The following is a 22,717-nucleotide window of genomic DNA, read 5'->3' on the forward strand; positions in this document are numbered from 1 at the left end:
AGAATCAGCCACCCGCATAGATGGCGGGCCTCCAACGCAGGAACACACTTCCTGAAGTCGGAAAACGGCACATTCTCCCAGAATGTGCTGCTTGAAATGAGATGGGGCCTTAGCTCAGCTGGGAGAGCGCTACAATGGCATTGTAGAGGTCAGCGGTTCGATCCCGCTAGGCTCCACCATTTTATCAACCTACCGCTTTGCTGCTTGAGGTTTTTTCTGCCTATCGCTTCGCTGCTTGAGGCGTGGTCTTCTCCGCAATCAATCAATATCTAAGCAAGTCTTGCTGCTGATCTGTGCCTTTTGCGTTTGCCGGATCTATACATATTGCCGCTTCGCGCAGTTTTGCTTGCTTTTTATAGGGGCTTGTGGTTTTAGGCCCCCGAACGCGGCCATAGAACCGGGTTTGATTGATATACATCGCGGGGATAATCCCCACGCTGGCCGACGAGGTTTCGTCCGCCGGCGTTTTTCGCGTTTGACGCCTTTAGCTTTTCTTGAAGGCGCCGGGCAGGAGTAAAGGACGGACATGTTTGACAGCCTTTCTGATCGTCTGACCGGCGTATTTGATCGCCTTCGTGGCCGTGGCGCACTTGGTGAACAGGATGTGCGCGATGCCATGCGTGAAGTGCGTATCGCGCTGCTGGAAGCCGATGTTGCGCTTCCCGTTGCCCGCAGCTTCATTGATGCGGTCACTGAAAAAGCCGTTGGCCATAGCGTTCTGAAATCGGTCACGCCGGGCCAGCAAGTCGTCAAGATCGTCAATGACGAGCTGATCGCCATGCTGGGCGGTGAAGACGCCGCACCGCTCGATCTTGATGCCAAGCCGCCGGTCGTCATCATGATGGTCGGCTTGCAAGGTTCTGGTAAGACGACGACGACAGCCAAGCTCGCCCGGATGATCCGTGAGAAGCATGGCAAGAAGGCCCTGATGGCCTCGCTCGACGTCAACCGTCCCGCAGCGCAGGAGCAGCTCAAGGTTCTGGGTGAGCAGGTGGATGTTTCCACTCTGCCCATCATCACCGGGCAGCAGCCAGTGGATATTGCCAAGCGGGCGATGGAATCGGCCCGTTTGCAGGCCGCGGATGTGCTTTTGCTCGATACGGCGGGCCGCCTGCATGTCGATGAAGCACTGATGGCGGAAATGAAGGCCGTCGCATCGATCTCCAAGCCGCATGAAGTGCTGCTGGTGGTCGATTCGCTGACCGGTCAGGACGCGGTGAATGTCGCGCAGAACTTCAGTGAAGAAATTGATCTGACCGGTGTGATCCTCACCCGGATGGATGGCGATGCGCGCGGCGGTGCGGCGCTGTCCATGCGTGCGGTGACGGGCAAGCCGATCAAATTTGCCGGTACGGGCGAAAAGCTCGATGCGCTGGAAGCCTTCCATCCGAGCCGGGTGGCCAATCGTATTCTTGGCATGGGCGATGTCGTCAGCCTTGTGGAACGTGCGGCACAGGTCGTCGAAAAGGAAGATGCTGACCGTATGGCCGAGCGGATGATGAAGGGGCAGTTCGATATGAACGACCTTCGCACCCAGCTTCGCCAGATGCAGAATATGGGCGGCCTTGGAATGCTTGCCGGGATGTTGCCGGGCATGAAGAAGGCCAAGGCAGCGATGCAGCAATCAGGCATGGACGATAATGTGCTGGTCCGGATGGATGCGATCATCGGTTCGATGACGGCCAAGGAACGCGCCAATCCTGCCTTGCTCAACGCCAAGCGCAAGCGCCGTGTGGCAGCCGGCTCGGGCACTCAGGTGCAGGATATTAACCGCCTGCTCAAGATGCATCAGGAAATGGGCAAGGCGATGAAACAGATCAAGAAGATGGGCGGCCTCAAGGGGCTTGGCGCATTGTTCGGCAAGGGCGGTCTTGATGCTGCCATGCCCGGTCTTGGCGGGGGCAAAGGTGGCCTTCCCGGAATGGGTGGCGGCCAGATACCTGCCGACCTCCAGAATTTATTGAAAAAGAAGTAATCTCAAAGATTTAGTTTAGAAAGGTTAGTTTACATGGCAATTGGTCTTCGTCTCGCACGTGGCGGCGCTAAGAAGCGTCCTTATTACCGGATCGTCGCAACCGACACCCGCAGCCCGCGCGATGGTAAGTATCTTGAGCAGGTTGGTATCTACAACCCAGTGCTCGCCAAGGATGATGAAAACCGCGTGAAGCTTGATGAAGATCGCGTGCGTTACTGGCTCGGCGTTGGCGCCCAGCCATCTGACCGTGTTGCTCGCTTCCTCGACAAGGCTGGCATCAAGGAACGCGCGCCGCGCAACAACCCCAAGAAGGCTGAACCTGGCGAAAAGGCCAAGGAACGCGCTGAAGAAAAGGCTGCTAAGGTCGCTGAAGCTGCAGAAGCTGCCAAGGCTGCTGCAGAAGCTCCGGCTCCAGAAGCCACCGAGGAAACGACTGAAGGTTGATTTCCTTGGACCGGACCAAACCCGTTACGCTGGCAGCCGTCAGCGGTGCCCATGGTGTGACGGGTGAAGTCCGTCTGAAGCTGTTCGGTGAAGGCGTTGATGCTCTCAAGAGCTACAAGGCCTTCAACGACGGCGCTTTGACGCTGAAGAAAATTCGCAGCGACAATAAGGGCGGCGCGGTGGCGCGTTTTGCCGAAGTGGCGGACCGCAATGCAGCCGAAAAGCTGCGCGGCACGGTGCTCACTGTTCCGCGCTCGCAAATGCCGGAATTGGCAGAGGGCGAATTCTACCACGCCGATGTGCTGGGGCTTCTGGCTGTCAGCGATAGCGGCGAAGAATTGGGCCGCGTGGTGGCGATTGATAATTTCGGCGCCAGTGATGTGGTCGAAATCGAACGACCTGATGGCAAGCGCTTCATGATTCCGATGAGTGTTGAAGCGGTTCCTGAATGGAATGCAGAACGTCTTGTTGTGGCCGCTGAGTTCACCGATCTCTAAGCTCGTCTGAGCGTTCTTGCTGGCACAAAACGGCATCTTGCTGGTTTTGCCTCACATGAAAATCACATTTCCTCTTTTTACGCTTTGCCTTGTCTGGGTTGTGAGCCTCTCTGGCTGCGCCAATGAAGGCACTGCCAGCACCGGACATCCGCCTGCTGATGCTGGTAATGGCGGCGAATCGGAGATGATCACCAAGCAAGGTTGGGTCAGGCAGGGTATCGAATGCCCGGTGCTGCAGACCGATGATGGCGAGATGTGGGCGCTCAGTCTCGGTGATTCCGGAGCAAAAATTGGTGATTATGTGAAAGTCAGCGGCAACGTTGCCGCCATGAGCATCTGTATGCAGGGCAAGGGCACGATTTCACCGACCAAGATCGAAACACTCAAAGCGCCGGCCGAAGACTGAGCCCTCTGGCTCTTCGCGGCGGAGCGGGCTAGGGGCTTGCTCCATGAGTTTTGCAGCAACCATTCTGACCCTATATCCTGAGATGTTTCCCGGAGCCTTGGGCGTTTCCCTTGCAGGCCGCGCGTTGGAACGCGGCGACTGGTCGCTCGATTGTGTTCAGGTGCGTGACTTTGCCACTGACAAGCACCGCACGGTGGATGATACGCCGGCAGGCGGCGGGGCGGGCATGGTGCTGAAAGTGGATGTGCTGTCCGCGGCGATTGACCATGCGCGTGAACGGCAGCCTAATTGCCCGGTGCTCGCCATGACCCCGCGCGGGAAGCCGATTACGCAAGCGCGTATCCGTGAACTGGCAGCAGGGCCGGGGGTGACGATTCTATGCGGCCGGTTTGAAGGATTTGACGAGCGGATCTTCGAAGGGCGCGAGGTTGAAGAAGTAGCGGTGGGCGATATCGTCCTGTCTGGCGGAGAGCCTGCGGCACTGATGATTCTCGATGCTTGCATTCGCTTGCTTCCCGGCGTAATGGGCGCCTCTGATAGTGGGACTGAGGAATCTTTCGAAGAAGGATTGCTCGAATATCCCCAATTCACCCGACCTGTTGAATGGGAAGGGCGCAGGATCCCTGAAGTGTTGCGATCGGGGGATCATGCGAAGATTGCCGCGTGGCGAAAAACACGCGCGCATGAAGACACACGGTTACGCAGGCCGGACCTTTGGGAGCGCCATGGTGGTGTTCGGGACCTGTCTGCCTCTGGCGCGCAGCAAGATCATAAGGAATAGGTCTCATGAACCTTATCCAGCAGCTCGAAAAAGAACAGATCGAGCAACTTAGCGAAGGGAAAGACATTCCCAACTTCCGCGCAGGCGATACCGTCCGCGTGGGTGTCCGCGTTGTCGAAGGCACGCGCGAACGTGTCCAGAATTTCGAAGGCGTGTGCATTGCCCGGTCGAACCGCGCAATGGGCAGCAACTTCACTGTGCGCAAGATGAGCTTCGGTGAAGGCGTGGAACGTGTGTTCCCGCTCTATTCGCCTAACCTCGATTCGATCACCGTGGTTCGTCGCGGTATCGTTCGTCGTGCGAAGCTTTACTATCTGCGTGGCCGCACAGGTAAACGCGCTCGTATTGCTGAGCGGCGTGATGCACCAGGCGCCAACAAGGGAAAATAATCCCTTAAACCGCTTGAAGCATTTTACGAAAAGGGCGCCTTGGCTTAACCAGCTAAGGTGCCCTTTTTGCATTTCTGCCTGACTGAACTTTCCGGGGACTGGCTTAACTCATGATTTCTATCCGCTTTCTCGCCACTGCCAGCCTGCTTGCTATGGCCTCTTTGCCCATTGCGGCTGAAGCCAAAACGTCAACCTCAACCGCGACCAAGCAGGAACCAGCCATGACCAATCAAACATCCCATGATCTCTCGCTGGAACGGCTGTTTGCTAGCCCTTCAATTGCGGGGCCATCGCCGCGCGGGGTGAAGCTTTCGCCTGACGGGCGCTATCTCACATTGCTGCGCAATCGCGATGATGATCGGGAGCGGTATGATCTATGGGGTTTTGACCGGGAAAACGGCCAATGGACCATGTTGGTGGACAGCGAAAAGCTCGGTTCTGGCCGCGCTTTGTCTGAAGCAGAAAAGATGCAGCGTGAGCGGCTGCGGATTGGCGATCTCAAGGGCATCGTGACCTATGAATGGGCCGCTGATGGCAAATCCATTCTGGTTCCGCTTGACGGTGATCTTTACCTCGCCCGGCTCGATGGCACCGTGCAGCGTCTTACCGATACGGAAGAGGCGGAACTCAATCCCGCGCTCAGCAAGACCGGGGCCTATATTTCCTTCGTTCGAGATGGACAGCTCTATGCTGGCGATGTCGGTGCAGAGGCGCGGGCGATCACACCAAAGGAAGGCGATACGGTCCAATGGGGTGTGGCGGAATTTGTCGCACAGGAGGAGATGGACCGGCATAAGGGTTTTTGGTGGTCGCCCGATGACCGGCGGATCGCGGTGGCCCGCGTGGATGAAGCCCCGGTCGGCATTGTGACCCGTGCATCCATTGGTGCCAGCGGCACCAAAACATTCGAACAGCGCTACCCGGCGGCGGGCACACCTAATGCTGATGTGCAGCTTTTTGTGATGGACCCTAACGGTGGGAACCGGGTGAAAGTGGACCTGGGCCCCAATGAAGACATTTATGTCGCCCGCGTCAATTGGGCACCCGATGGCAAGACGCTCTATGTCCAGCGCGAAAATCGGGATCAGACGCAGCTCGACATGCTCAGCGTCGATCCGGCGACTGGCAAGTCGAGCATTCTGTTCAGCGAGAAGGCGCGCGATAAGAGCTGGATCAATCTGACGGATAATTACCGCTTTCTCGATGATGGCAGCCTGATCTGGTGGTCAGAACGCAGCGGCTTTGGTCATCTCTATCACTTCAGCAAGGGCAAGTGGCAGCAACTCACCTCTGGCGACTGGGTGGTGACGAGCCTTGACGGGTTGGACCAGAAAACCGGCCGGGTGACGTTCACCGCCAATCGCGACGATGTGCTCGCTACACAGGTCTATGCGCTCAATCTGGCAGACCCTTCCCATATCGAGATGCTGAGCGATCCTGCTTATGTGAACAATGCCAAAATGGACGATGCGGGCAAGACGCTGATAGTCAGCCGTTCATCGCAAAACCAGCCGCCGCAATCCTATCTGGCCGATGCAGAAGGCAAACGCCTGACCTGGATCGAGGAAAACGCGCTGACGGCCGATCATCCCTATGCGCCTTATCTTGCCAGCCATCGCCCGACGCAATTTGGCACGGTGAAGGCAGAAGACGGCACGCCGCTGCATTATATGATGATCACGCCCAAGCTGGAGAAGGGCAAGATCTACCCTGTGATCTTCTCGCATTATGGCGGGCCGCATGTGCAGGTGGTCACCAAGGCCTGGCAGGGCGGCCTGCCGCAAGCCATTGTCGACAAGGGCTATATCTATTTTGCGATCGACAATCGCGGCAGCAATAATCGCGGCGTCGATTTTGAAAGCGCGATCTGGCACGCCATGGGCTCTGTCGAAGTGTCTGACCAGAAGCAGGGTGCGAAATATCTCAAGAGCCTGCCATTCGTCGATGCGGATAAGATTGCGATCTATGGCTGGTCCTATGGTGGCTATATGACGCTGAAGATGCTGGAAGAAGATCCCGGCTTTTATGCTGCCGGTATTGCCGGTGCGCCGGTTACGCGCTGGGAACTATATGATACCCATTACACCGAACGCTATATGGGCAATCCCACAAGGGATAAGGCCGCTTACGACGCGTCATCGGCCATTCCCGAAGCCGATAAAATCACCGACCCGATGCTGCTTATTCACGGCCTTGCCGATGATAATGTTGTGTTTGAAAATTCGTCTGAACTGATCGGCAAGCTCCAGCATGATGCCGTGCCGTTTGAAATGATGCTCTATCCGGGCCAGACCCATAGTGTGAAAGGGCCGAAGATCAGCGTCCATGTGTGGGATACGATTTTCGACTTCCTCAAAGATAAGGGAGTAGCGCCCGACAGCGCTGATTAAAGTATAATGAGTGTGAATAAAGGACGAGCGGGCGCAAGCAGCCCGGCCATGGGGCTGGGCGGGGCCTGGGCGATGGCGGTTGGTGGCATGATCGGCGGGGGGATATTCTCCACGCTGGGCGTCGTTATTTCCGTTGCCGGACAATGGGCCTGGATCAGCTTTCTGATTGGTGGGCTGGTGGCGCTGGCTTCGGGCCATTCCTATGCCGTCTTGACCACCCGATTTGAAAAGTCGGGTGGTTCTTATGCCTATCTGATGGAAACCGGCTGGCCACGGGTGGCGCGCGCAGTCGCGTGGACTTTGGTGATTGGCTATACGCTGACCATATCGGTTTATGCCGAAACCTTCGGGGCCTATGCTGCCTATGCAATTGGCGCGCCGCATTGGGTGACCAAAGCGGCCGCCATTTTGGCCATTGTGGTTCTGCTTGGCGTCAATCTGCGCGGCGCAAGCGAGGCGACCAGTCTCGAGATTTTCGTGGTCTGGGGCAAGCTTGTCATTCTGCTCGGCCTGGCAGGTCTCGGGATTTACCATTGGGCACCGGATAATCTTCACTTCGATCAGGAACACCCGGTGGGCATTGGGGAGGCCTTTATCGGCATGGGCGTGGTTTTTATGGCTTATGAGGGGTTCCAGCTCCTGAGCTATGATTACAACGAAATGCGCGACCCTTCACGCACCATCAGCCGCGCGATGCCGCTTGCAATAATCGTGACCACCATCACCTATATGGTGGTGGCTGTGGGGGCCGGAATGCTGGCCGGTGCCTCCAACATCGTGGCAGAAAAGGAAGTCTCACTGGCCTTGGCAGGGCGGCAGGCGCTGGGGTCATTCGGCTTTATTGCTGTTTCCATCGCGGCGGTGTTTTCTGCTGGCTCGGCCATCAATGCAACGATTTTCGCAACCGCGAGACTGGCCGAAGGTGCTGCGCAAGACGGCAATATGCCCAAACTCTTTGCCAAGCGTGATACACGCAATGTGCCTTGGTTTGGTGTCTCGATCATCTCGGCGGGGGCGATCCTGCTGGTGTTGATGGGCGAGATAGCCTCGCTGGTAGAAGGGGCGAGTTTTGTTTTTCTGCTCATCTTTGCCCTGGTGAATTTCATTGCCCTGTCGCTCAAAGTCCGGCGGCGATGGATTTCCGTCCTGGGCCTATTGGGATCGATTGCCGGTGCCGTGATGCTGGTTCTTTATCAGATTGGTGTAGTCTGAGCTTGTTTTGCGTCCTCAAGCTGGTAACGCGCCACTTAAATTTCAAAATACGCACGTTTGAAGAAGGATTATTACGATGGGTTACCGGGTAGCGGTCGTCGGCGCGACGGGAAATGTCGGACGTGAGATGCTCGCCATTCTGGCAGAGCGCGAATTTCCGATGGACGAAGTCGCCGCTGTGGCCAGCTCGCGTTCAGTGGGTGTGGAAGTGGATATTGGCGATTCCGGCCGTACGGTGAAGTGCAAGAATCTTGAGCATTTTGACTTTTCCGGCTGGGATATTGCCCTGTTCGCTGTAGGCTCTGCCGCGACGAAGGAATATGCACCCAAAGCCGCTGCGGCGGGTTGCGTCGTGATCGACAATAGCTCGCTTTACCGGATGGACCCGGATGTTCCGCTGATCGTACCGGAAGTGAACCCGGATGCGATTGACGGCTATACCAAGCGCAACATCATCGCGAATCCCAACTGCTCGACCGCTCAGCTCATGGTGGCCCTGAAGCCGCTGCATGATGCGGCCGGGATCAAGCGCGTGGTGGTATCGACCTATCAATCCGTTTCAGGGGCAGGCAAAGCCGGCATGGACGAATTGTTCGAACAAAGCCGTGCGATCTTCGTCGGCGATCCGGTCAGCACCAACACTTTCACCAAGCAAATCGCCTTCAACGTGATCCCGCATATCGATGTCTTCCTCGATGATGGTTCGACCAAGGAAGAATGGAAGATGGTGGTGGAAACCAAGAAGATCCTCGATCCCAAGATCAAGCTCAGTGCCACCTGTGTGCGTGTTCCGGTTTTCGTGGGCCATTCGGAAGCGGTAAATATCGAATTCGAAAGCGAAATCAGCGCAGATGAAGCCAAGGACATCCTGCGGGAAGCGCCTGGCTGCATGTTGATCGATAAGCATGAAGATGGTGGTTACGTAACACCGGTGGAAGCCGCTGGTGACAGTGCCACCTATATCAGCCGCGTGCGCGAAGATCCGACCACGGAAAATGGCCTCAATCTGTGGTGTGTTTCCGATAACCTCCGCAAGGGCGCTGCTCTGAACGCGGTTCAGATCGCCGAACTGCTGGGCCGTCGCCACTTGAAAAAGGGCTAAGCCTTTTTGATTGTTCCCACCCGCTGGCTCAGGCTTGCGGGTGGTGAGCCCCAATTGGGGCTTGCAGGTGCGTGTTCCCCTCTGCGATAGGCATGGGGTATGAACAGCACCACTTTTGCCAGTTTCGATGGCACTCAACTCGCTCTCCATCGCATCAGCCCTGAAAATGGCACGGCAGGGCGAACTGTCATTCTCCTCCATGGCCTGTTTTCCAGCGCCGAGATGAACTGGGTGCGTTTTGGCCATGCCAAGAAGCTGGCTGAATCTGGCTTTGATGTCGTGATGCCCGATCTGCGCGCCCATGGAGAAAGCGCTGCGCCGCATGGGGCCGAGGCCTATCCCCCCGATGTTCTGGTGCGCGATGCCAAGGCGCTGGTCGATCATCTGGCGCTGGAGGATTACGATCTTGTCGGCTTTTCTCTTGGCTCCAGAACCGCCGTGCGCGCGGTGATCGCCGGGCTGACCCCGCGCAAGCTGGTGCTGTGCGGCATGGGGCTGGAAGGCCTTGCCGGATGGGACAAGCGGGCGGCGTTCTTCATTGATGCCATTGATCGCTTCGATGATGTGAAGCGCGGTGATCCGGCCTTCATGGCAGTGTCTTTCATGAAAACCATGAAGGTAGACCGCGAAGCTGCAAGGCTTCTGCTCCAGTCTGTCGATGACACTTCAGCCGATGAACTCGCCGCCATCACGATGCCCACGCTGGTCGTCTGCGGGGATCAGGACAATGACAATGGCTCAGCCGAAAAGCTCGTCGCGGCTCTGCCTGACGCGCACTTTGCCGAGGTGCCCGGTACGCATATGAGTTCTGTCACCGAAGCGGCATTGGGCGATGCGATAAGGGACTATCTGATCGATTGATGCACTGCGCTTGACTCTAACATAATGTAAGGGTTCATAAGCTATCCCTCATGCGAGGAGATACAGGATGACGCAGAGCCATCAATGCCATCACAATCATGGCCACGGCCCTGATGAGGAAAGCCATCTGGTGCGCGATCCCGTCTGCGGGATGAGCGTTAATCCTGAGACAGCAAAATACACCACCACCCATGCGGGTGAGGCCTATTATTTCTGCAATCCCAAATGCCTCGCCAAATTTGAAGCTGACCCGGAGCGCTATCTGAACCCATCAGATGAACCGGAAGATGTGCCTGAGGGCACAATATGGACCTGCCCGATGGATCCGGAAATCCGGCAGGACCATCCCGGTTCCTGCCCGATTTGCGGCATGGCGCTGGAACCGGAAATGGTCAGCCTCGATAGCGGACCCAATGAAGAGCTGCTGGATATGACCCGGCGCTTCTGGATCGGTCTGGCGTTGGCGCTCCCGGTGTTCTTGCTGGAAATGGGCAGCCATCTCTTCCCGGCGCTGCATCATCTAGTGCCACCACATATCTCTGTGTGGATTCAGCTTGTTCTTGCTACGCCGGTCGTGCTGTGGGCCGGGGCACCTTTTTTCCAACGCGGCTGGGCGTCAATCCGTTCGCGCCATCTCAATATGTTTACGCTTGTCGCGATGGGGGCAGGCGTGGCCTGGGTCTATAGTATGGTGGCGGCGCTGGCACCCGGCCTTTTTCCGCCGAGTTTTCGGGGTGTCGATGGCACTGTAGCGGTCTATTTCGAAGCGGCAGCGGTCATCACCGTGCTGGTGCTGCTGGGGCAAGTGCTGGAATTGAGAGCGCGGGAACGCACATCCGGCGCGATCAAGGCCCTGCTGGGGCTGGCTCCAAAAACTGCCCGCCGAATTGATGCGGACGGCAGTGAAACAGAAGTTCCATTGGAAGATCTCGCCATTGGGGACCGCCTGCGTATCCGTCCGGGCGAAAAAGTGCCGGTTGATGCAGTGGTGGAAGAGGGCCGTTCTGCGCTGGATGAAGCGATGATTACCGGTGAATCCATGCCTGTCACCAAAGCTCAAGGGGACCGAGTTATCGGTGGCACCATCAATCAAAGTGGTTCGCTGATCGTTGCTTGCGAAAAAATCGGGCGTGACACGATGCTGGCCCGGATTGTGCAGATGGTGGCTGATGCGCAGCGTTCACGCGCGCCCATTCAGGGGCTGGCCGACAGGGTGGCCGGCTGGTTTGTCCCGGCTGTGTTGTGTGTGGCGGTGCTGGCTTTTGCGGCATGGGCGATCTGGGGGCCGGCCCCGCGCTTTTCTCATGCGCTGATTGCGGCCGTGTCGGTTGTGATTATCGCCTGTCCCTGTGCGCTAGGCCTGGCCACGCCCATGTCGATCATGGTCGGGATTGGCAGAGGTGCGAGCTATGGCGTGCTGATCCGCAATGCCGAAGCGCTGGAGCGGTTCGAAAAGGTCGATACGCTGGTGCTGGACAAGACCGGAACGCTGACTGAAGGCAAGCCATCGGTGACGAAGCTTGTCGCGCTCGATCCGTGGAGTGAAGATGAACTGCTGGGGCTGGCAGCAGCGGTTGAGCGCGCATCCGAGCATCCACTGGCGTCAGCAATTGTGGTCAAGGCTGAAGAGCGCGGGCTTGATTTGGCATCTGTCAGTGATTTTGACTCACCCACTGGCAAAGGTGCCTCGGGGACGGTGGATGGCCATCAAATCCTGCTGGGCAATGCGCGCTTCCTTAAAGAAAGTTCAGTCGATCTCTCTCTGATCGAAAAGCAGGCCGATGATCTGCGCGAACAAGGTGCAACCGCGATTTTCGTGAGTATTGACGGGAAAGCGGCCGGCATCATCGCCATTGCCGATGCGGTGAAAACCACCACAAAGCAGGCGCTGGCTAACTTGCGTAAGGACAATGTCCGCGTCGTCATGCTGACAGGCGATAATCGGACCACAGCGCAAGCCGTGGCCGGGATGCTCGGCATTGATGAAGTGGAAGCCGAAGTCCTGCCCGATGAAAAAAGCAAGGTGGTGGAACGCCTGAAGGCTGAAGGCCGCATTGTTGCTATGGCCGGGGACGGCGTGAATGACGCGCCGGCTCTTGCCGCTGCTGACGTGGGGATTGCCATGGGAACGGGCACTGATATTGCGATAGAAAGTGCTGGTGTGACTTTGCTGAAAGGCGATCTCACCGGCATTGCGCAGGCCCGCCATCTAAGCCGAGCGACCATGTCCAACATTCGGCAGAATTTGTTCTTCGCCTTCATCTATAATGCGATTGGGGTGCCGATTGCAGCAGGCGTGCTCTATCCTTTCTTCGGGATTTTGCTGTCGCCGATCATTGCCGCAGCGGCCATGTCGCTATCTTCGGTCAGCGTGGTGACGAATGCCCTCAGGCTCAATAAGGTGCATCTGTGAATATTGGTGAAGCATCCCGGGCCAGTGGCGTATCTCAGCGGATGATCCGTCATTATGAGCAGATCAAGCTGATCCCTGAGCCTGTGCGGCGGGATAGTGGCTATCGTGATTATGCGCCGAGCGATATTCACCGGCTGCTTTTCATCGCCAATGCGCGCGATCTTGGCTTCTCCGTTCCTGAGATCAAGGAATTGCTGGATTTGTGGGCAAATCGGGAAAGAGCCAGCAGTGAAGTCAAATCGCTTGCCCAGCGCCACATCGCTGACCTCAATGCCAAGATTTCTCAGCTTGAAACCATGCGTAATACGCTGCGGGAGCTGGCCAGCAATTGCCAGGGCGATGACCGGCCCGATTGCCCGATCCTGCAAGGCTTGGCGCAAGGGTTGGCGGGTGATCCATCATGCCCTGCCCATTCAGGTGAGTGAGTCGCTGCACTGCGCTTGAATGGTCGGCAGTGCCTGGCAATTCCGTATGCTGCCATTACGCGCTCACAATGCCGGAACCTATGCGTCTCCCATGCGCTAAGTAATATAATTACAAACTAAGGATCAGCTAGCAGATCCTTCCAAAACTATGTTACTTTCGAAACCAAATTGGGAGAGAGAAAAGTGACTGGATTGAATTTCATCCTCGGTGAAACCGTGGATATGATCCGCGATTCGACCGAGCGTTTTGCTCGCGACAAGCTCATGCCCATCGCGCAAAAAGTGGATGCGGAAGATTGGTTTCCGCGTGACACTTTCGCTGAAATGGGCGAGCTGGGCCTGCATGGTATTACCGTAGCGGAAGAATGGGGCGGGCTTGATCTTGGCTATCTCGCTCATGTTGTCGCGCAGGAAGAAGTGGCACGGGCCTCGGCTTCTGTAGGCCTCTCTTACGGCGCGCATTCCAACCTTTGCATCAATCAAATCCATCGCTGGGCGAATGATGAACAAAAGCGCCGCTATTTGCCGCAACTGATCGCGGGCACCCATATTGGTGCATTGGCGATGAGCGAAGCGGGTGCTGGGTCAGATGTGGTTTCGATGAAGCTGCGGGCCGATAAAAAGGGCGACCGCTATATTTTGAACGGCACGAAATATTGGATCACCAATGGTTCGGAAGCCAATGTGTTGGTGGTCTATGCCAAGACTGATGCGGATGCAGGGCCACATGGCATCACGGCCTTTATCGTCGAGAAAGACACGCCCGGTTTCTCGATTGGCCAGAAGATCGAGAAGATGGGGATGCGTGGTTCTCCTACCGTAGAGCTGGTGTTTGCAGATGCAGAGATTCCGGCGGAAAATGTGCTGGGTGAAGTGAACAAGGGCGTGGGCGTTCTGATGAGCGGGCTTGATTATGAGCGCACCGTTCTTGCCGGTGTCCAGACGGGCATTATGCAGGCCTGTCTCGATGTGGTGATGCCTTATCTCATGGAGCGTCAGCAATTCGGGAAGCCGATTGGGGAGTTCCAGCTGATGCAGGCCAAGGTTGCTGACATGTATGTCGCGCTCAATTCCAGCAGGGCCTATCTCTATGCTGTTGCGAGGGCCTGTGATGAAGGGCTGACCACCCGTTATGATGCGGCAGGCGCTATTCTGCTGGCCAGCGAAAATGCGGTGAAGGTCGCTCTGGAAGCTGTGCAGGCATTGGGCGGGGCAGGTTATACCAAGGATTGGCCGGTCGAACGCTTTCTGCGCGATGCCAAGCTGCTCGATATTGGAGCGGGAACCAATGAAGTGCGCCGGATGCTGATCGGCCGTGAATTGATGAAAGGCTGAGGATGAGCGGACCCATCATTCCGACCATGCTTGATACCGCCTCCAAGGAAGCGCAGGCGAGGGCAAAACATAACCGCGCATTGGCGGATGCATTGCGCGCAAAAGTTGCCAAGGCAGCGCTTGGCGGTAGCGAGCGTTCGCGTGAGAGACACCTTTCGCGCGGCAAACTCCTCCCGCGTGACCGGGTAGAGCGTTTGCTTGACCCCGGCACGCCATTTCTCGAAATCGGGCAGCTTGCCGCTGGCGGGATGTATGACGATCAAATCCCCGGTGCGGGCCTGATCGGCGGTATTGGACGGGTTTCAGGCCGTCAGGTGATGGTGCTCGCTAATGATGCGACGGTGAAGGGGGGGACCTATTTCCCGCTCTCGGTGAAGAAGCATCTGCGGGCGCAGGAAATTGCCGAACAGAACCAGCTTCCTTGCATCTATCTCGTCGATAGTGGTGGAGCGAATTTGCCCAATCAGGCCGAAGTTTTTCCGGATAAGGATCATTTCGGGCGGATTTTTTACAATCAGGCCAATATGAGCGCGAAGGGCATTCCCCAGATCGCTTGTGTGATGGGAAGCTGCACGGCAGGCGGGGCCTATGTTCCGGCGATGAGCGATGAAAGCGTGATTGTCCGCGAACAGGGCACGATTTTCCTTGCCGGTCCACCCTTGGTGAAAGCCGCGACAGGGGAAGAAATCAGTGCCGAAGATCTCGGCGGTGGCGATCTCCATGCGCGCAAATCCGGGGTGGTCGATCACCTCGCTGAGAATGACGAACATGCGCTGACTATCTTGCGCGATATTGTCAGCCATTTGGGCGCAAAAGAAACTGCGCAGACTGATTTGCGCGATGTGCGCCCGCCCAAATATGCGGCTGAAGACCTCTATGCGCTGATCCCAGAAGATGTGCGTCAGCCCTATGATGTGAAAGAAGTGATTGCGCGGCTGGTCGATGGCAGCGAATTTCATGAGTTTAAAGCACTCTATGGCACAACCCTCGTCTGTGGCTTTGCCCATATCTGGGGAATGCCGGTGGCGATCCTGGCCAATAATGGGGTGCTGTTTTCGGAAAGCGCCGTGAAGGGTGCACATTTCATTGAACTGGCCTGCCAGCGCGGCATTCCGCTGCTGTTTCTCCAGAATATCTCTGGTTTCATGGTCGGCGGGAAATATGAAGCCGAAGGCATTGCCAAACATGGCGCCAAGCTGGTGACGGCAGTGGCGACCGCTCAAGTGCCCAAGATTACCGTGCTGATCGGTGGCAGTTTTGGCGCGGGCAATTATGGCATGGCGGGCCGGGCTTACAATCCGCGTTTTCTATTTAGCTGGCCCAATAGCCGCATCAGTGTGATGGGCGGCGAACAGGCGGCCAGTGTGCTCGCCACCGTTCACCGCGATGCCGATGGCTGGAGCGAAGCAGAAGCAGAAGCCTTCAAGGCGCCGATCCGGCAGAAATTCGAAGAAGAAGGCGATCCCTATTACGCCACTGCAAGAATGTGGGATGATGGCGTTATTGACCCTGCGCAAACCCGCGATGTGCTGGGCTTAAGCCTTGCCGCTTGTCTCAACGCCTCAATCGAGGAGGCGCCCCGCTTCGGGGTGTTCCGCATGTGATCCAGTCTTTGCTTATAGCCAATCGTGGCGAAATCGCCTGCCGGATTATCCGCACTGCGCGTGCCCTTGGTGTGCGCACTGTGGCGGTTTATTCTGACGCAGACGCCCATTCTCTGCATGTCCGCATGGCGGATGAAGCGGTGCATATCGGGGCGTCACAGGCATCTGAAAGCTACCTCAAAGGCGATGTCATCATCGCTGCGGCAAAGGAGAGCGGGGCGGAAGCTATCCACCCTGGTTATGGCTTCTTGTCCGAGAATGCGGAATTTGCCCAAAGTGTGACCGATGCTGGCCTTGTATGGGTTGGGCCTAAGCCAGATAGCATCCGCGCTATGGGGCTGAAGGATGCTGCCAAGGCTCTGATGGCTGAGGCGGGTGTGCCTGTGACGCCGGGCTACTTCGGTGACAATCAGAACGCCGATTTCCTACAGAAACAGGCTGAAGAGATCGGCTATCCCGTGCTGATCAAGGCCGTTGCTGGCGGAGGCGGCAAGGGAATGCGCAAGGTTGATGATCCGGCCGATTTTGCTGATGCGCTCAGCTCTTGCCGGCGCGAAGCCAAGGCAAGTTTCGGCAATGATGTGGTGCTGATCGAGAAATGGATCGATGCGCCCCGACATATTGAAGTGCAGATTTTCGGCGATAGCCATGGCAATGTCGTTCATTTGTTTGAACGCGATTGTTCGCTCCAGCGGCGCCATCAAAAGGTGATCGAAGAGGCGCCTGCTCCGGGCATGGATGAAGCGACACGCAATGCCATCTGCACGGCCGCCGTCAGAGCAGCACAGGCAGTGGAATACGTCGGTGCAGGGACGGTGGAATTCATCGCGGATGCTTCCGAAGGTCTACGCGCTGATCGCGTGTGGTTCATGGAAATGAACACGCGCCTGCAGGTCGAACATCCGGTAACTGAAGAGATTACGGACGTCGATCTGGTGGAATGGCAATTGCGTGTGGCGAGTGGTGAACCCGTTCCGCTGAAGCAAGAAGAACTGGCGATCAAGGGCCATGCTATAGAAGCACGGCTCTATGCTGAAGATCCTGCAACGGGTTTCCTTCCCAGCACCGGGCGGCTGGAAGTCTGTCAGTTCCCGAACCAGCCTATCCGGGTAGAAACAGGGGTTGAGCAGGGTTCGGAAATCAGCCCGTTCTATGACCCCATGATTGCCAAATTGGTGACCCATGCTGATACTCGTGAACAGGCTATTGGCCAGATGCGAGGCGGGCTGGATGCGCTGACTGTCTGGCCGGTCAAAACCAATGCTGCATTTCTTTATAACGCGCTGGCTCATCCGACATTTGGTGAAGCGGCGATTACGACTGGTTTTCTGGGTGAGTATCAGGATGAATTGATTGCCACGGGCGCGCCTGATGCGGTGGTGCTGGGGCAGGCTGGGCGCGCCATTGCCGAGCGTTGGAATACTGGCCCCTTGGCTGGCCTTTCTGGTTTCCGCCTGAATGCGGCTTCACACCGCACAATGCCGCTTGCCGTGGATGGTGAGGAATATGATGTGCGGGCTGATCGCGAGCCTGTCTGCGATGTTCATGTCACTGTGCTTGATGATCGCGGTGTGCTGGTAACGCGCCATGGCCGTACTTTTGCTGTCATGATGAAGCGCGGTGAAAGCGTGGGCGGCGGGGCCGCTTCCAACGGTGCGATCCTTGCGCCGATGCCGGGCAATATCGTCTCGGTTGACGTGTCTGAGGGCGAGCAGGTGACAGCGGGGCAAAAGCTGCTGACGCTGGAAGCCATGAAGATGGAACACACGCTCACCGCACCTTTTGATGGCATTGTGGCAGAACTCAGCGCAAAACCGGGGGCTCAGGTGCAGGTGGAAACGCTGCTTGCCCGGATCGAAGCAGAGGACACATAATGGCGGGACGGTTTTTCGATCAATGGCAGGTGGGGGATACCATCGCCCATGAAATCCGCCGCACGGTGACGGAAACGGATAATCTGTTATTCTCCACCATGACGCATAATCCGCAACCACTGCATCTTGATGTGGAGGCGGCGAAGGAAAGTGAATTTGGTCAGATCCTCGTCAATGGCACTTTCACCTTCGCGCTGATGATCGGCCTGTCCGTAGGCGAAACGACATTGGGTACGCTGATTGCCAATCTCGGTTATGACAAATTGCTGCATCCCAAGCCGACTTTCCTTGGCGATACTTTGCGTGCAGAAACCAAAGTGGTGGAAGCCCGTGCGAGCAAATCGCGCCCAGGTGCGGGAATCGTGACCTTTCATCATCGTTTGCTCAATCAGCGTGATGAAGTGGCTTGTGAATGTTTGCGTATGGCGCTCATCAAGGGAAGTTGAAAATGAGATTGCGTTCGCTGCTTTTCGTGCCGGGTGACCGGTCTGATCGTTTTGCCAAGGCGGTGGCGAGCGGGGGCGATGCGATAATTCTCGATTTTGAAGATTCCGTCGCACCTGAGCGGAAAGGCATAGCGCGGGCTGCCGTCGCTGATTTTCTGAAAGCTTCGCGTCAGTGCACTACCTTGGTCCGTATCAATCCGCTGTCTCACCCAGAGGTGCAGGATGATCTCGATGCCGTGCTGAAACATGTGCCTGATGCGATTATGCTCCCCAAGGCAGAAGGCGCTGCGAGTGTACGCCAGTTGATCGGGCGTGAATGGCATGGGGACGTGCCGGTCCTGCCGATTGCGACCGAAACCCCTGCGGCTATTTTTGAGCTGGGCACATTTCGTGAAGTTTCATCGCATTTGCTTGGCCTGACGTGGGGAGCGGAGGATTTGCCTGCCGCTATTGGTGCAAGCACTTCGCGCGGAAAAGACGGAGCTTATACGCCGCCCTATGAAATGGCCCGTTCGCTGGCTTTGTTTGCCGCCCATGCTGCCGATGTCCCAGCAATTGAGACGGTTTACCCTGATTTCCGCGATGAGGAAGGATTGGCCGCCTATGCGGCGCGCGGGCGGCGCGATGGCTTCACCGGCATGATGGCGATCCATCCGGCGCAAGTACCGATCATCAACGCAGCTTTTCAGCCCAGTGCTGAAGAACTGGCGGAAGCGCGTGCGGTGGTGGAAGCCTTCGCTCACAACCCGGAGGCAGGCGCACTCAGCATCAATGGCCGCATGGTGGACCGGCCGCATTTGCTCCAGGCGCAGCGGCTTATCGCACAAGTTTGAGAAAGTGGCGTCCGGTGAGGTGCCCCCACACCGGACATCATTCGATCACCGGAATGGTGGTTCGTTAAAGGCGCGCAGCTTGCGGCTGTGGAGGCCGGGGCCTTCCGCGCGGAGCCGTTCACAGGCGCGAATGCCGATCTGTAAATGGCCGCTAATGGCCTCTTCGTAGAATTTGTTGGCCTGGCCCGGCAGCTTGATTTCACCGTGGAGCGGCTTGTCTGACACGCATAGCAGTGTCCCGTAAGGCACGCGGAAGCGATAGCCCTGCGCTGCGATGGTGGCGCTTTCCATCTCAATCCCAACGGCGCGGCTTTGAGAAAGGCGCTGGCCCATCTGGCTATAACGCAATTCCCAATTGCGATCGTCAGTGGTGACGATAGTGCCGGTCCGCATCCGTTGCTTGAGATCAGACCCGCGGGTGCCGCTGACTTCTTCTGCTGCACCAGCCAGAGCCTGCTGCACTTCTGCAATAGCGGGCAGGGGGATTTCTGGCGGGAGCACGGCGTCGAGCACATGATCGTCACGCAGATAAGCATGGGCTAGAACGAAGTCGCCAATCTTCTGGCTGGGGCGCAGGCCCCCACAATGACCAATCATCAGCCATGCTTCGGGCCGCATCACAGCGAGGTGATCGGTAATCGTCTTGGCATTGGAAGGGCCGACGCCGATATTGACCAGTGTGATACCCATGCCATCTTCTGCAATGAGGTGGTAGGCAGGCATTTGGTGGCGGCGCCATGCGGTATCCGAAAGCTGCATTCGCGCATTCTCAGTCCGCTCTTCGATGAACAGGCCACCAGCACCAGCAAGCGCGGTATAGCGGCCCTGCCCGACCTGTTCAGCACCCCAGTCGACGAATTCATCGACATAGCGATGATAGTTAGTGAACAGGATAAAGCGTTGGAAATGTTCCGGCCGTGTGCCTGTGTAATGCGCAAGACGCGCAAGCGAAAAATCCGTCCGCAAACCGTCAAACAGCGAAAGAGGGAAGGGATCGCCGGGCTCCCCCAGCTCCATCCCGTCAGCCAGTTCGTCTCCAATCAGAGCAAGGTCGGTGGATGGGAAGAATTTGGCCAGTTCCGGTGGGCTGATATGCGCCATCGCCGCACCTTCCGCGCCATCGAGCACGTAAGGGAAGGGGATTTCCTGCCGCGAAGGACGTACTTCTACTTCGATGGCATAATCATTCAGCAGCAGGTCGAGCTGTTCGGTCAGATAGTCCGAAAAGAGCGCTGGCCGGGTGATGGTGGTGGCATAGGTGCCGGCTTCAGTCAGCCGCCCAAAGGCGCGCGAGCGCATGCTTTTGGGTTCTTCCCCATTATAATGGATCAGCAATTCAGGATAGCAATAACTGCCGTCAGCGCGCCGTTCAGGCGGGGGCAGTGTGCCATGTTCACCAAATGCGAGAATGTCGCGCCGCAACGTGGCGACGGCTTGTGTGTGTAGGGCCGTTAATTCGGCGATTATCTTTTTGCTGTTGTTCATCGTAAACAATTAAGCGGTCTTTTCTGACATTTCAAAGGCAAAGCACCACTTATGCGTTTTTACAGCAAAAAGGGCGCAGGTTTCTGGTGAAACCCACGCCCTTATCACTTTTGGCCGAATGGCGCGAAAGAGGCTGGCCTTAAGCCTGTTCTTCTTCCGTTGCGCCTTCTTCGAGCATGTCTTCGGGGATTTCACCCGGCTCTGCATTCGGATCCTTGGCTTCGGTGAAGCCATCGCTTTCAGCATGATCATCATCGAACATCTGTGCCATGACATCCACGCCCTGGCTCTGCAGTTCAGCTTCATCGTCCGAACGGGCGACGTTAGCTTTCACGAAAACGTGAACTTCAGGATGCAGCGCGATGCGAACCTGCGTCATGCCGATGCTCTTGATAGGATGCTCAAGAACGACCTGTGACTTACTGATGTCATGGCCCTTTTCGACCAGCTTCTCAGCAATGTCACGCACGCTTACGGAACCATAAAGCTGGCCGGAGTTGGAAGATGCACGGATCAGAACGATCTCAGTACCTTCAACAGCCTGACCCTGCGTTTCTGCAACAGCACGCTTTTCCGCATTTTCTTTTTCAAGACGTTCGCGGTTGGCTTCGAAGACCTTCTTGTTCGCTTCGTTAGCGCGAAGGGCTTTCTTGTTCGGAAGCAGGAAGTTACGAGCGTAACCGTCCTTCACGGTGACAACATCACCGATTGCGCCGAGCTTCTCGATACGTTCGAGGAGAATGATATCCATCAGTGCTTCTCCTTATTTCACGACGTAGGGCAGCAGGCCCAGATGACGAGCGCGTTTGATGGCGCGGGAAAGTTCACGCTGCTTCTTGCCGGAAACGGCAGTAATGCGGCTAGGTACGATCTTGCCACGCTCGGACATGAAGCCCTGGAGCAAGCGTACATCTTTATAATCGATCTTCGGCGCATTCTTGCCAGAGAAAGGGCAGGACTTGCGACGACGGAAAAAAGGACGTGCCATCTTAGCTTTCTCCTCCACGGCGCTTACGTTCACGGTCGTTCTTGCGCATCATGACGGATGGAACAGTTTCGTGTTCATCAACGGCAATGGTCAGCCAGCGAAGGACGTCTTCGTTGATGCGGTTCTGACGTTCGAGTTCCGCGACGATTGCGCCGGGGCCTTCGATGTTCAGCATCACGAAGTGTGCTTTGCGGTTGCGGTCAATCTTGTAGGCGAGGTTCTTGAGGCCCCAGGTTTCCGTCTTGGTCACCTTACCGTCAAGCTTCTCGACGATTTCCGTGGCTGCTGCAGCAAGTGCATCGACCTGAGCCTGGCTCAGGTCCTGGCGCGCCAGGAAAACATGCTCGTAAAGAGCCATGCTTTATGTCCTTTTCTGTTCCACCGATCGCTGACCTTTGCGCGGATCGCAAGAGGCCCCTCCGGCTTTCTTCAATAACCCACCGCAGCAAACCCATTCGAGTCCATAGCTGCGGGGAAGGGGCGCTCATACGCGTTCCGCTGGTAAAAGCAAGCAATGAGGTTTGCCTGAGTATGAAAAGCGGGTTTTTCCACTGCGTTCGATGGGAATGTGTGGTCCCGCCATTTGCGCTCAAAAGCGAAATGGCGGGGTGGCACAGGGCAATCAGAACTTCGCTTGCAGGCCTGCGGAATAATAATCGTCACCAATATTCCCCTTGACGCTCAGCATTGGGAGCAGGGGATAGGAGATTGTGCCATACGGGCGAACTTCATGCGCAAAACGCGCGCCAATGCCCAATGTGACAGAGGCCGGGATAGAGTAGCTGGCCTCAACGCGGCCATAAAGCTGGGTTGAGGTATCGCCAGAGCCATCATTGTCATGAATATATACGCCGGCTCCAGGAGTGAGGCTGAAGCCACCTGCATTCAGCAGGCTGTACCCGGCGCCCAGTTCGGCGCCCCAGTCTCCATCCTCACTGGCAAGATTTGCTTCAGCCGAAATCTGCTGCGCTGCAGCCGGGTTGGCTGCAAACCCTGCACCAGCGGCGAGGGCAAGGGCTAAAAGGCGAGCGGATAGGCGGTTCATGGGTAAAAAACTCCTTATTCAATACTTACTCGTGCGTGTCTTTAGGTGGGCGTTCCCTTGGGGAATAGTCTTACCGGCTCCTCATATCGCATTTCACGCTCCACCTGCCTTTTCCTGACGGCTGTTGGGGCGGGCGGGGATGCGTTTTGTGGATAGATCAAGACCGTTTGTGTATTGGACTTCATTCACATCATGTGATTTCTGCTGCCCTT

22 protein-coding genes and 1 tRNA gene are annotated in these 22,717 nt (G+C 56.8%); 18 read left to right on the forward strand and 5 right to left on the reverse strand.

Features of this window, described 5'->3' with window-relative positions; genetic code table 11:
* The first annotated feature begins 103 nt into the window (after window positions 1-103).
* From GRI39_RS02390 to GRI39_RS02475, 18 genes are all read left to right on the forward strand, one after another.
* A tRNA-Ala gene (locus tag GRI39_RS02390) sits at window positions 104-179 on the forward strand.
* Window positions 180-526: 347 nt separating this feature from the next.
* Entirely contained in the window at window positions 527-1,975 is a 1,449-nt protein-coding gene (gene ffh / locus GRI39_RS02395; RefSeq protein ID WP_160738083.1) for a signal recognition particle protein, read from the forward strand.
* Between the two features lie 33 nt (window positions 1,976-2,008).
* A complete protein-coding gene (rpsP, locus tag GRI39_RS02400; RefSeq protein WP_160738084.1) occupies window positions 2,009-2,419 on the forward strand; it encodes a 30S ribosomal protein S16 in 411 nt (136 codons plus the stop codon).
* Window positions 2,419-2,916 (forward strand): ribosome maturation factor RimM, encoded by a 498-nt coding sequence (gene rimM / locus GRI39_RS02405; RefSeq protein ID WP_160738581.1) that lies wholly within the window; start codon window positions 2,419-2,421, stop codon window positions 2,914-2,916. The genes rpsP and rimM overlap by 1 nt, the downstream gene beginning before the upstream one ends.
* 16 nt (window positions 2,917-2,932) lie before the next feature.
* Entirely contained in the window at window positions 2,933-3,322 is a 390-nt protein-coding gene (locus GRI39_RS02410; RefSeq protein ID WP_160738085.1) for a DUF5818 domain-containing protein, read from the forward strand.
* A 43-nt stretch (window positions 3,323-3,365) separates the two neighbouring features.
* Window positions 3,366-4,103: a tRNA (guanosine(37)-N1)-methyltransferase TrmD gene (trmD, locus tag GRI39_RS02415; RefSeq protein ID WP_160738086.1), complete on the forward strand. Its 738-nt coding sequence runs from the start codon at window positions 3,366-3,368 to the stop codon at window positions 4,101-4,103.
* Window positions 4,104-4,108: 5 nt separating this feature from the next.
* Window positions 4,109-4,492 (forward strand): 50S ribosomal protein L19, encoded by a 384-nt coding sequence (rplS, locus tag GRI39_RS02420; RefSeq protein WP_160738087.1) that lies wholly within the window; start codon window positions 4,109-4,111, stop codon window positions 4,490-4,492.
* Between the two features lie 110 nt (window positions 4,493-4,602).
* Window positions 4,603-6,882, forward strand: a complete 2,280-nt coding sequence (locus GRI39_RS02425) for a S9 family peptidase (RefSeq protein ID WP_160738088.1) — start codon at window positions 4,603-4,605, stop codon at window positions 6,880-6,882.
* Window positions 6,883-6,888: 6 nt separating this feature from the next.
* Window positions 6,889-8,094: an APC family permease gene (locus tag GRI39_RS02430; RefSeq protein ID WP_160738089.1), complete on the forward strand. Its 1,206-nt coding sequence runs from the start codon at window positions 6,889-6,891 to the stop codon at window positions 8,092-8,094.
* 76 nt (window positions 8,095-8,170) lie between these two features.
* Window positions 8,171-9,196: an aspartate-semialdehyde dehydrogenase gene (locus tag GRI39_RS02435; protein WP_160738090.1), complete on the forward strand. Its 1,026-nt coding sequence runs from the start codon at window positions 8,171-8,173 to the stop codon at window positions 9,194-9,196.
* 99 nt (window positions 9,197-9,295) lie between these two features.
* A complete protein-coding gene (locus GRI39_RS02440) occupies window positions 9,296-10,057 on the forward strand; it encodes an alpha/beta fold hydrolase (protein WP_160738091.1) in 762 nt (253 codons plus the stop codon).
* A 67-nt stretch (window positions 10,058-10,124) separates the two neighbouring features.
* Entirely contained in the window at window positions 10,125-12,470 is a 2,346-nt protein-coding gene (locus tag GRI39_RS02445) for a heavy metal translocating P-type ATPase (protein ID WP_160738092.1), read from the forward strand.
* Window positions 12,467-12,895 carry a Cu(I)-responsive transcriptional regulator gene (gene cueR, locus GRI39_RS02450; protein WP_160738093.1) on the forward strand — a complete coding sequence of 143 codons (429 nt, stop codon included), beginning with the start codon at window positions 12,467-12,469 and terminating at the stop codon, window positions 12,893-12,895. The genes GRI39_RS02445 and cueR overlap by 4 nt, the downstream gene beginning before the upstream one ends.
* 222 nt (window positions 12,896-13,117) lie before the next feature.
* A complete protein-coding gene (locus GRI39_RS02455; protein ID WP_211371440.1) occupies window positions 13,118-14,230 on the forward strand; it encodes an acyl-CoA dehydrogenase family protein in 1,113 nt (370 codons plus the stop codon).
* A gap of 2 nt (window positions 14,231-14,232) precedes the next feature.
* Window positions 14,233-15,834, forward strand: coding sequence for a carboxyl transferase domain-containing protein (locus GRI39_RS02460; RefSeq protein WP_160738095.1), 1,602 nt, complete (start codon window positions 14,233-14,235; stop codon window positions 15,832-15,834).
* Window positions 15,831-17,708 carry an ATP-binding protein gene (locus GRI39_RS02465; RefSeq protein ID WP_160738096.1) on the forward strand — a complete coding sequence of 626 codons (1,878 nt, stop codon included), beginning with the start codon at window positions 15,831-15,833 and terminating at the stop codon, window positions 17,706-17,708. The genes GRI39_RS02460 and GRI39_RS02465 overlap by 4 nt, the downstream gene beginning before the upstream one ends.
* Complete coding sequence (locus GRI39_RS02470) at window positions 17,708-18,154, forward strand: MaoC family dehydratase (RefSeq protein WP_160738097.1); 447 nt, start codon at window positions 17,708-17,710, stop codon at window positions 18,152-18,154. Before GRI39_RS02465 ends, GRI39_RS02470 begins: the two co-directional genes overlap by 1 nt.
* 2 nt (window positions 18,155-18,156) lie before the next feature.
* Window positions 18,157-18,987, forward strand: coding sequence for an HpcH/HpaI aldolase/citrate lyase family protein (locus tag GRI39_RS02475; protein ID WP_160738098.1), 831 nt, complete (start codon window positions 18,157-18,159; stop codon window positions 18,985-18,987).
* A gap of 45 nt (window positions 18,988-19,032) precedes the next feature.
* Here GRI39_RS02475 and GRI39_RS02480 read toward each other — a convergent pair whose 3' ends face one another.
* From GRI39_RS02480 to GRI39_RS02500, 5 genes are all read right to left on the reverse strand, one after another.
* Entirely contained in the window at window positions 19,033-20,472 is a 1,440-nt protein-coding gene (locus tag GRI39_RS02480) for an AMP nucleosidase (protein ID WP_160738582.1), read from the reverse strand.
* Between the two features lie 139 nt (window positions 20,473-20,611).
* Window positions 20,612-21,223 carry a 50S ribosomal protein L9 gene (gene rplI / locus GRI39_RS02485; RefSeq protein WP_160738099.1) on the reverse strand — a complete coding sequence of 204 codons (612 nt, stop codon included), beginning with the start codon at window positions 21,221-21,223 and terminating at the stop codon, window positions 20,612-20,614.
* A 12-nt stretch (window positions 21,224-21,235) separates the two neighbouring features.
* Entirely contained in the window at window positions 21,236-21,460 is a 225-nt protein-coding gene (gene rpsR / locus GRI39_RS02490; protein ID WP_160738100.1) for a 30S ribosomal protein S18, read from the reverse strand.
* A 1-nt stretch (window position 21,461) separates the two neighbouring features.
* On the reverse strand, window positions 21,462-21,818 hold the full coding sequence (rpsF, locus tag GRI39_RS02495; protein WP_160738101.1) for a 30S ribosomal protein S6: 357 nt from the start codon (window positions 21,816-21,818) through the stop codon (window positions 21,462-21,464).
* Between the two features lie 264 nt (window positions 21,819-22,082).
* The gene (locus GRI39_RS02500) at window positions 22,083-22,505 is read right to left on the reverse strand and encodes a hypothetical protein (protein WP_246204832.1); all 423 of its coding nucleotides are present in this window, start codon (window positions 22,503-22,505) and stop codon (window positions 22,083-22,085) included.
* Between the last annotated feature and the right edge of the window lie 212 nt (window positions 22,506-22,717).

The organism is Altericroceibacterium indicum (assembly GCF_009828105.1).
Lineage (GTDB): Bacteria > Pseudomonadota > Alphaproteobacteria > Sphingomonadales > Sphingomonadaceae > Altericroceibacterium > Altericroceibacterium indicum.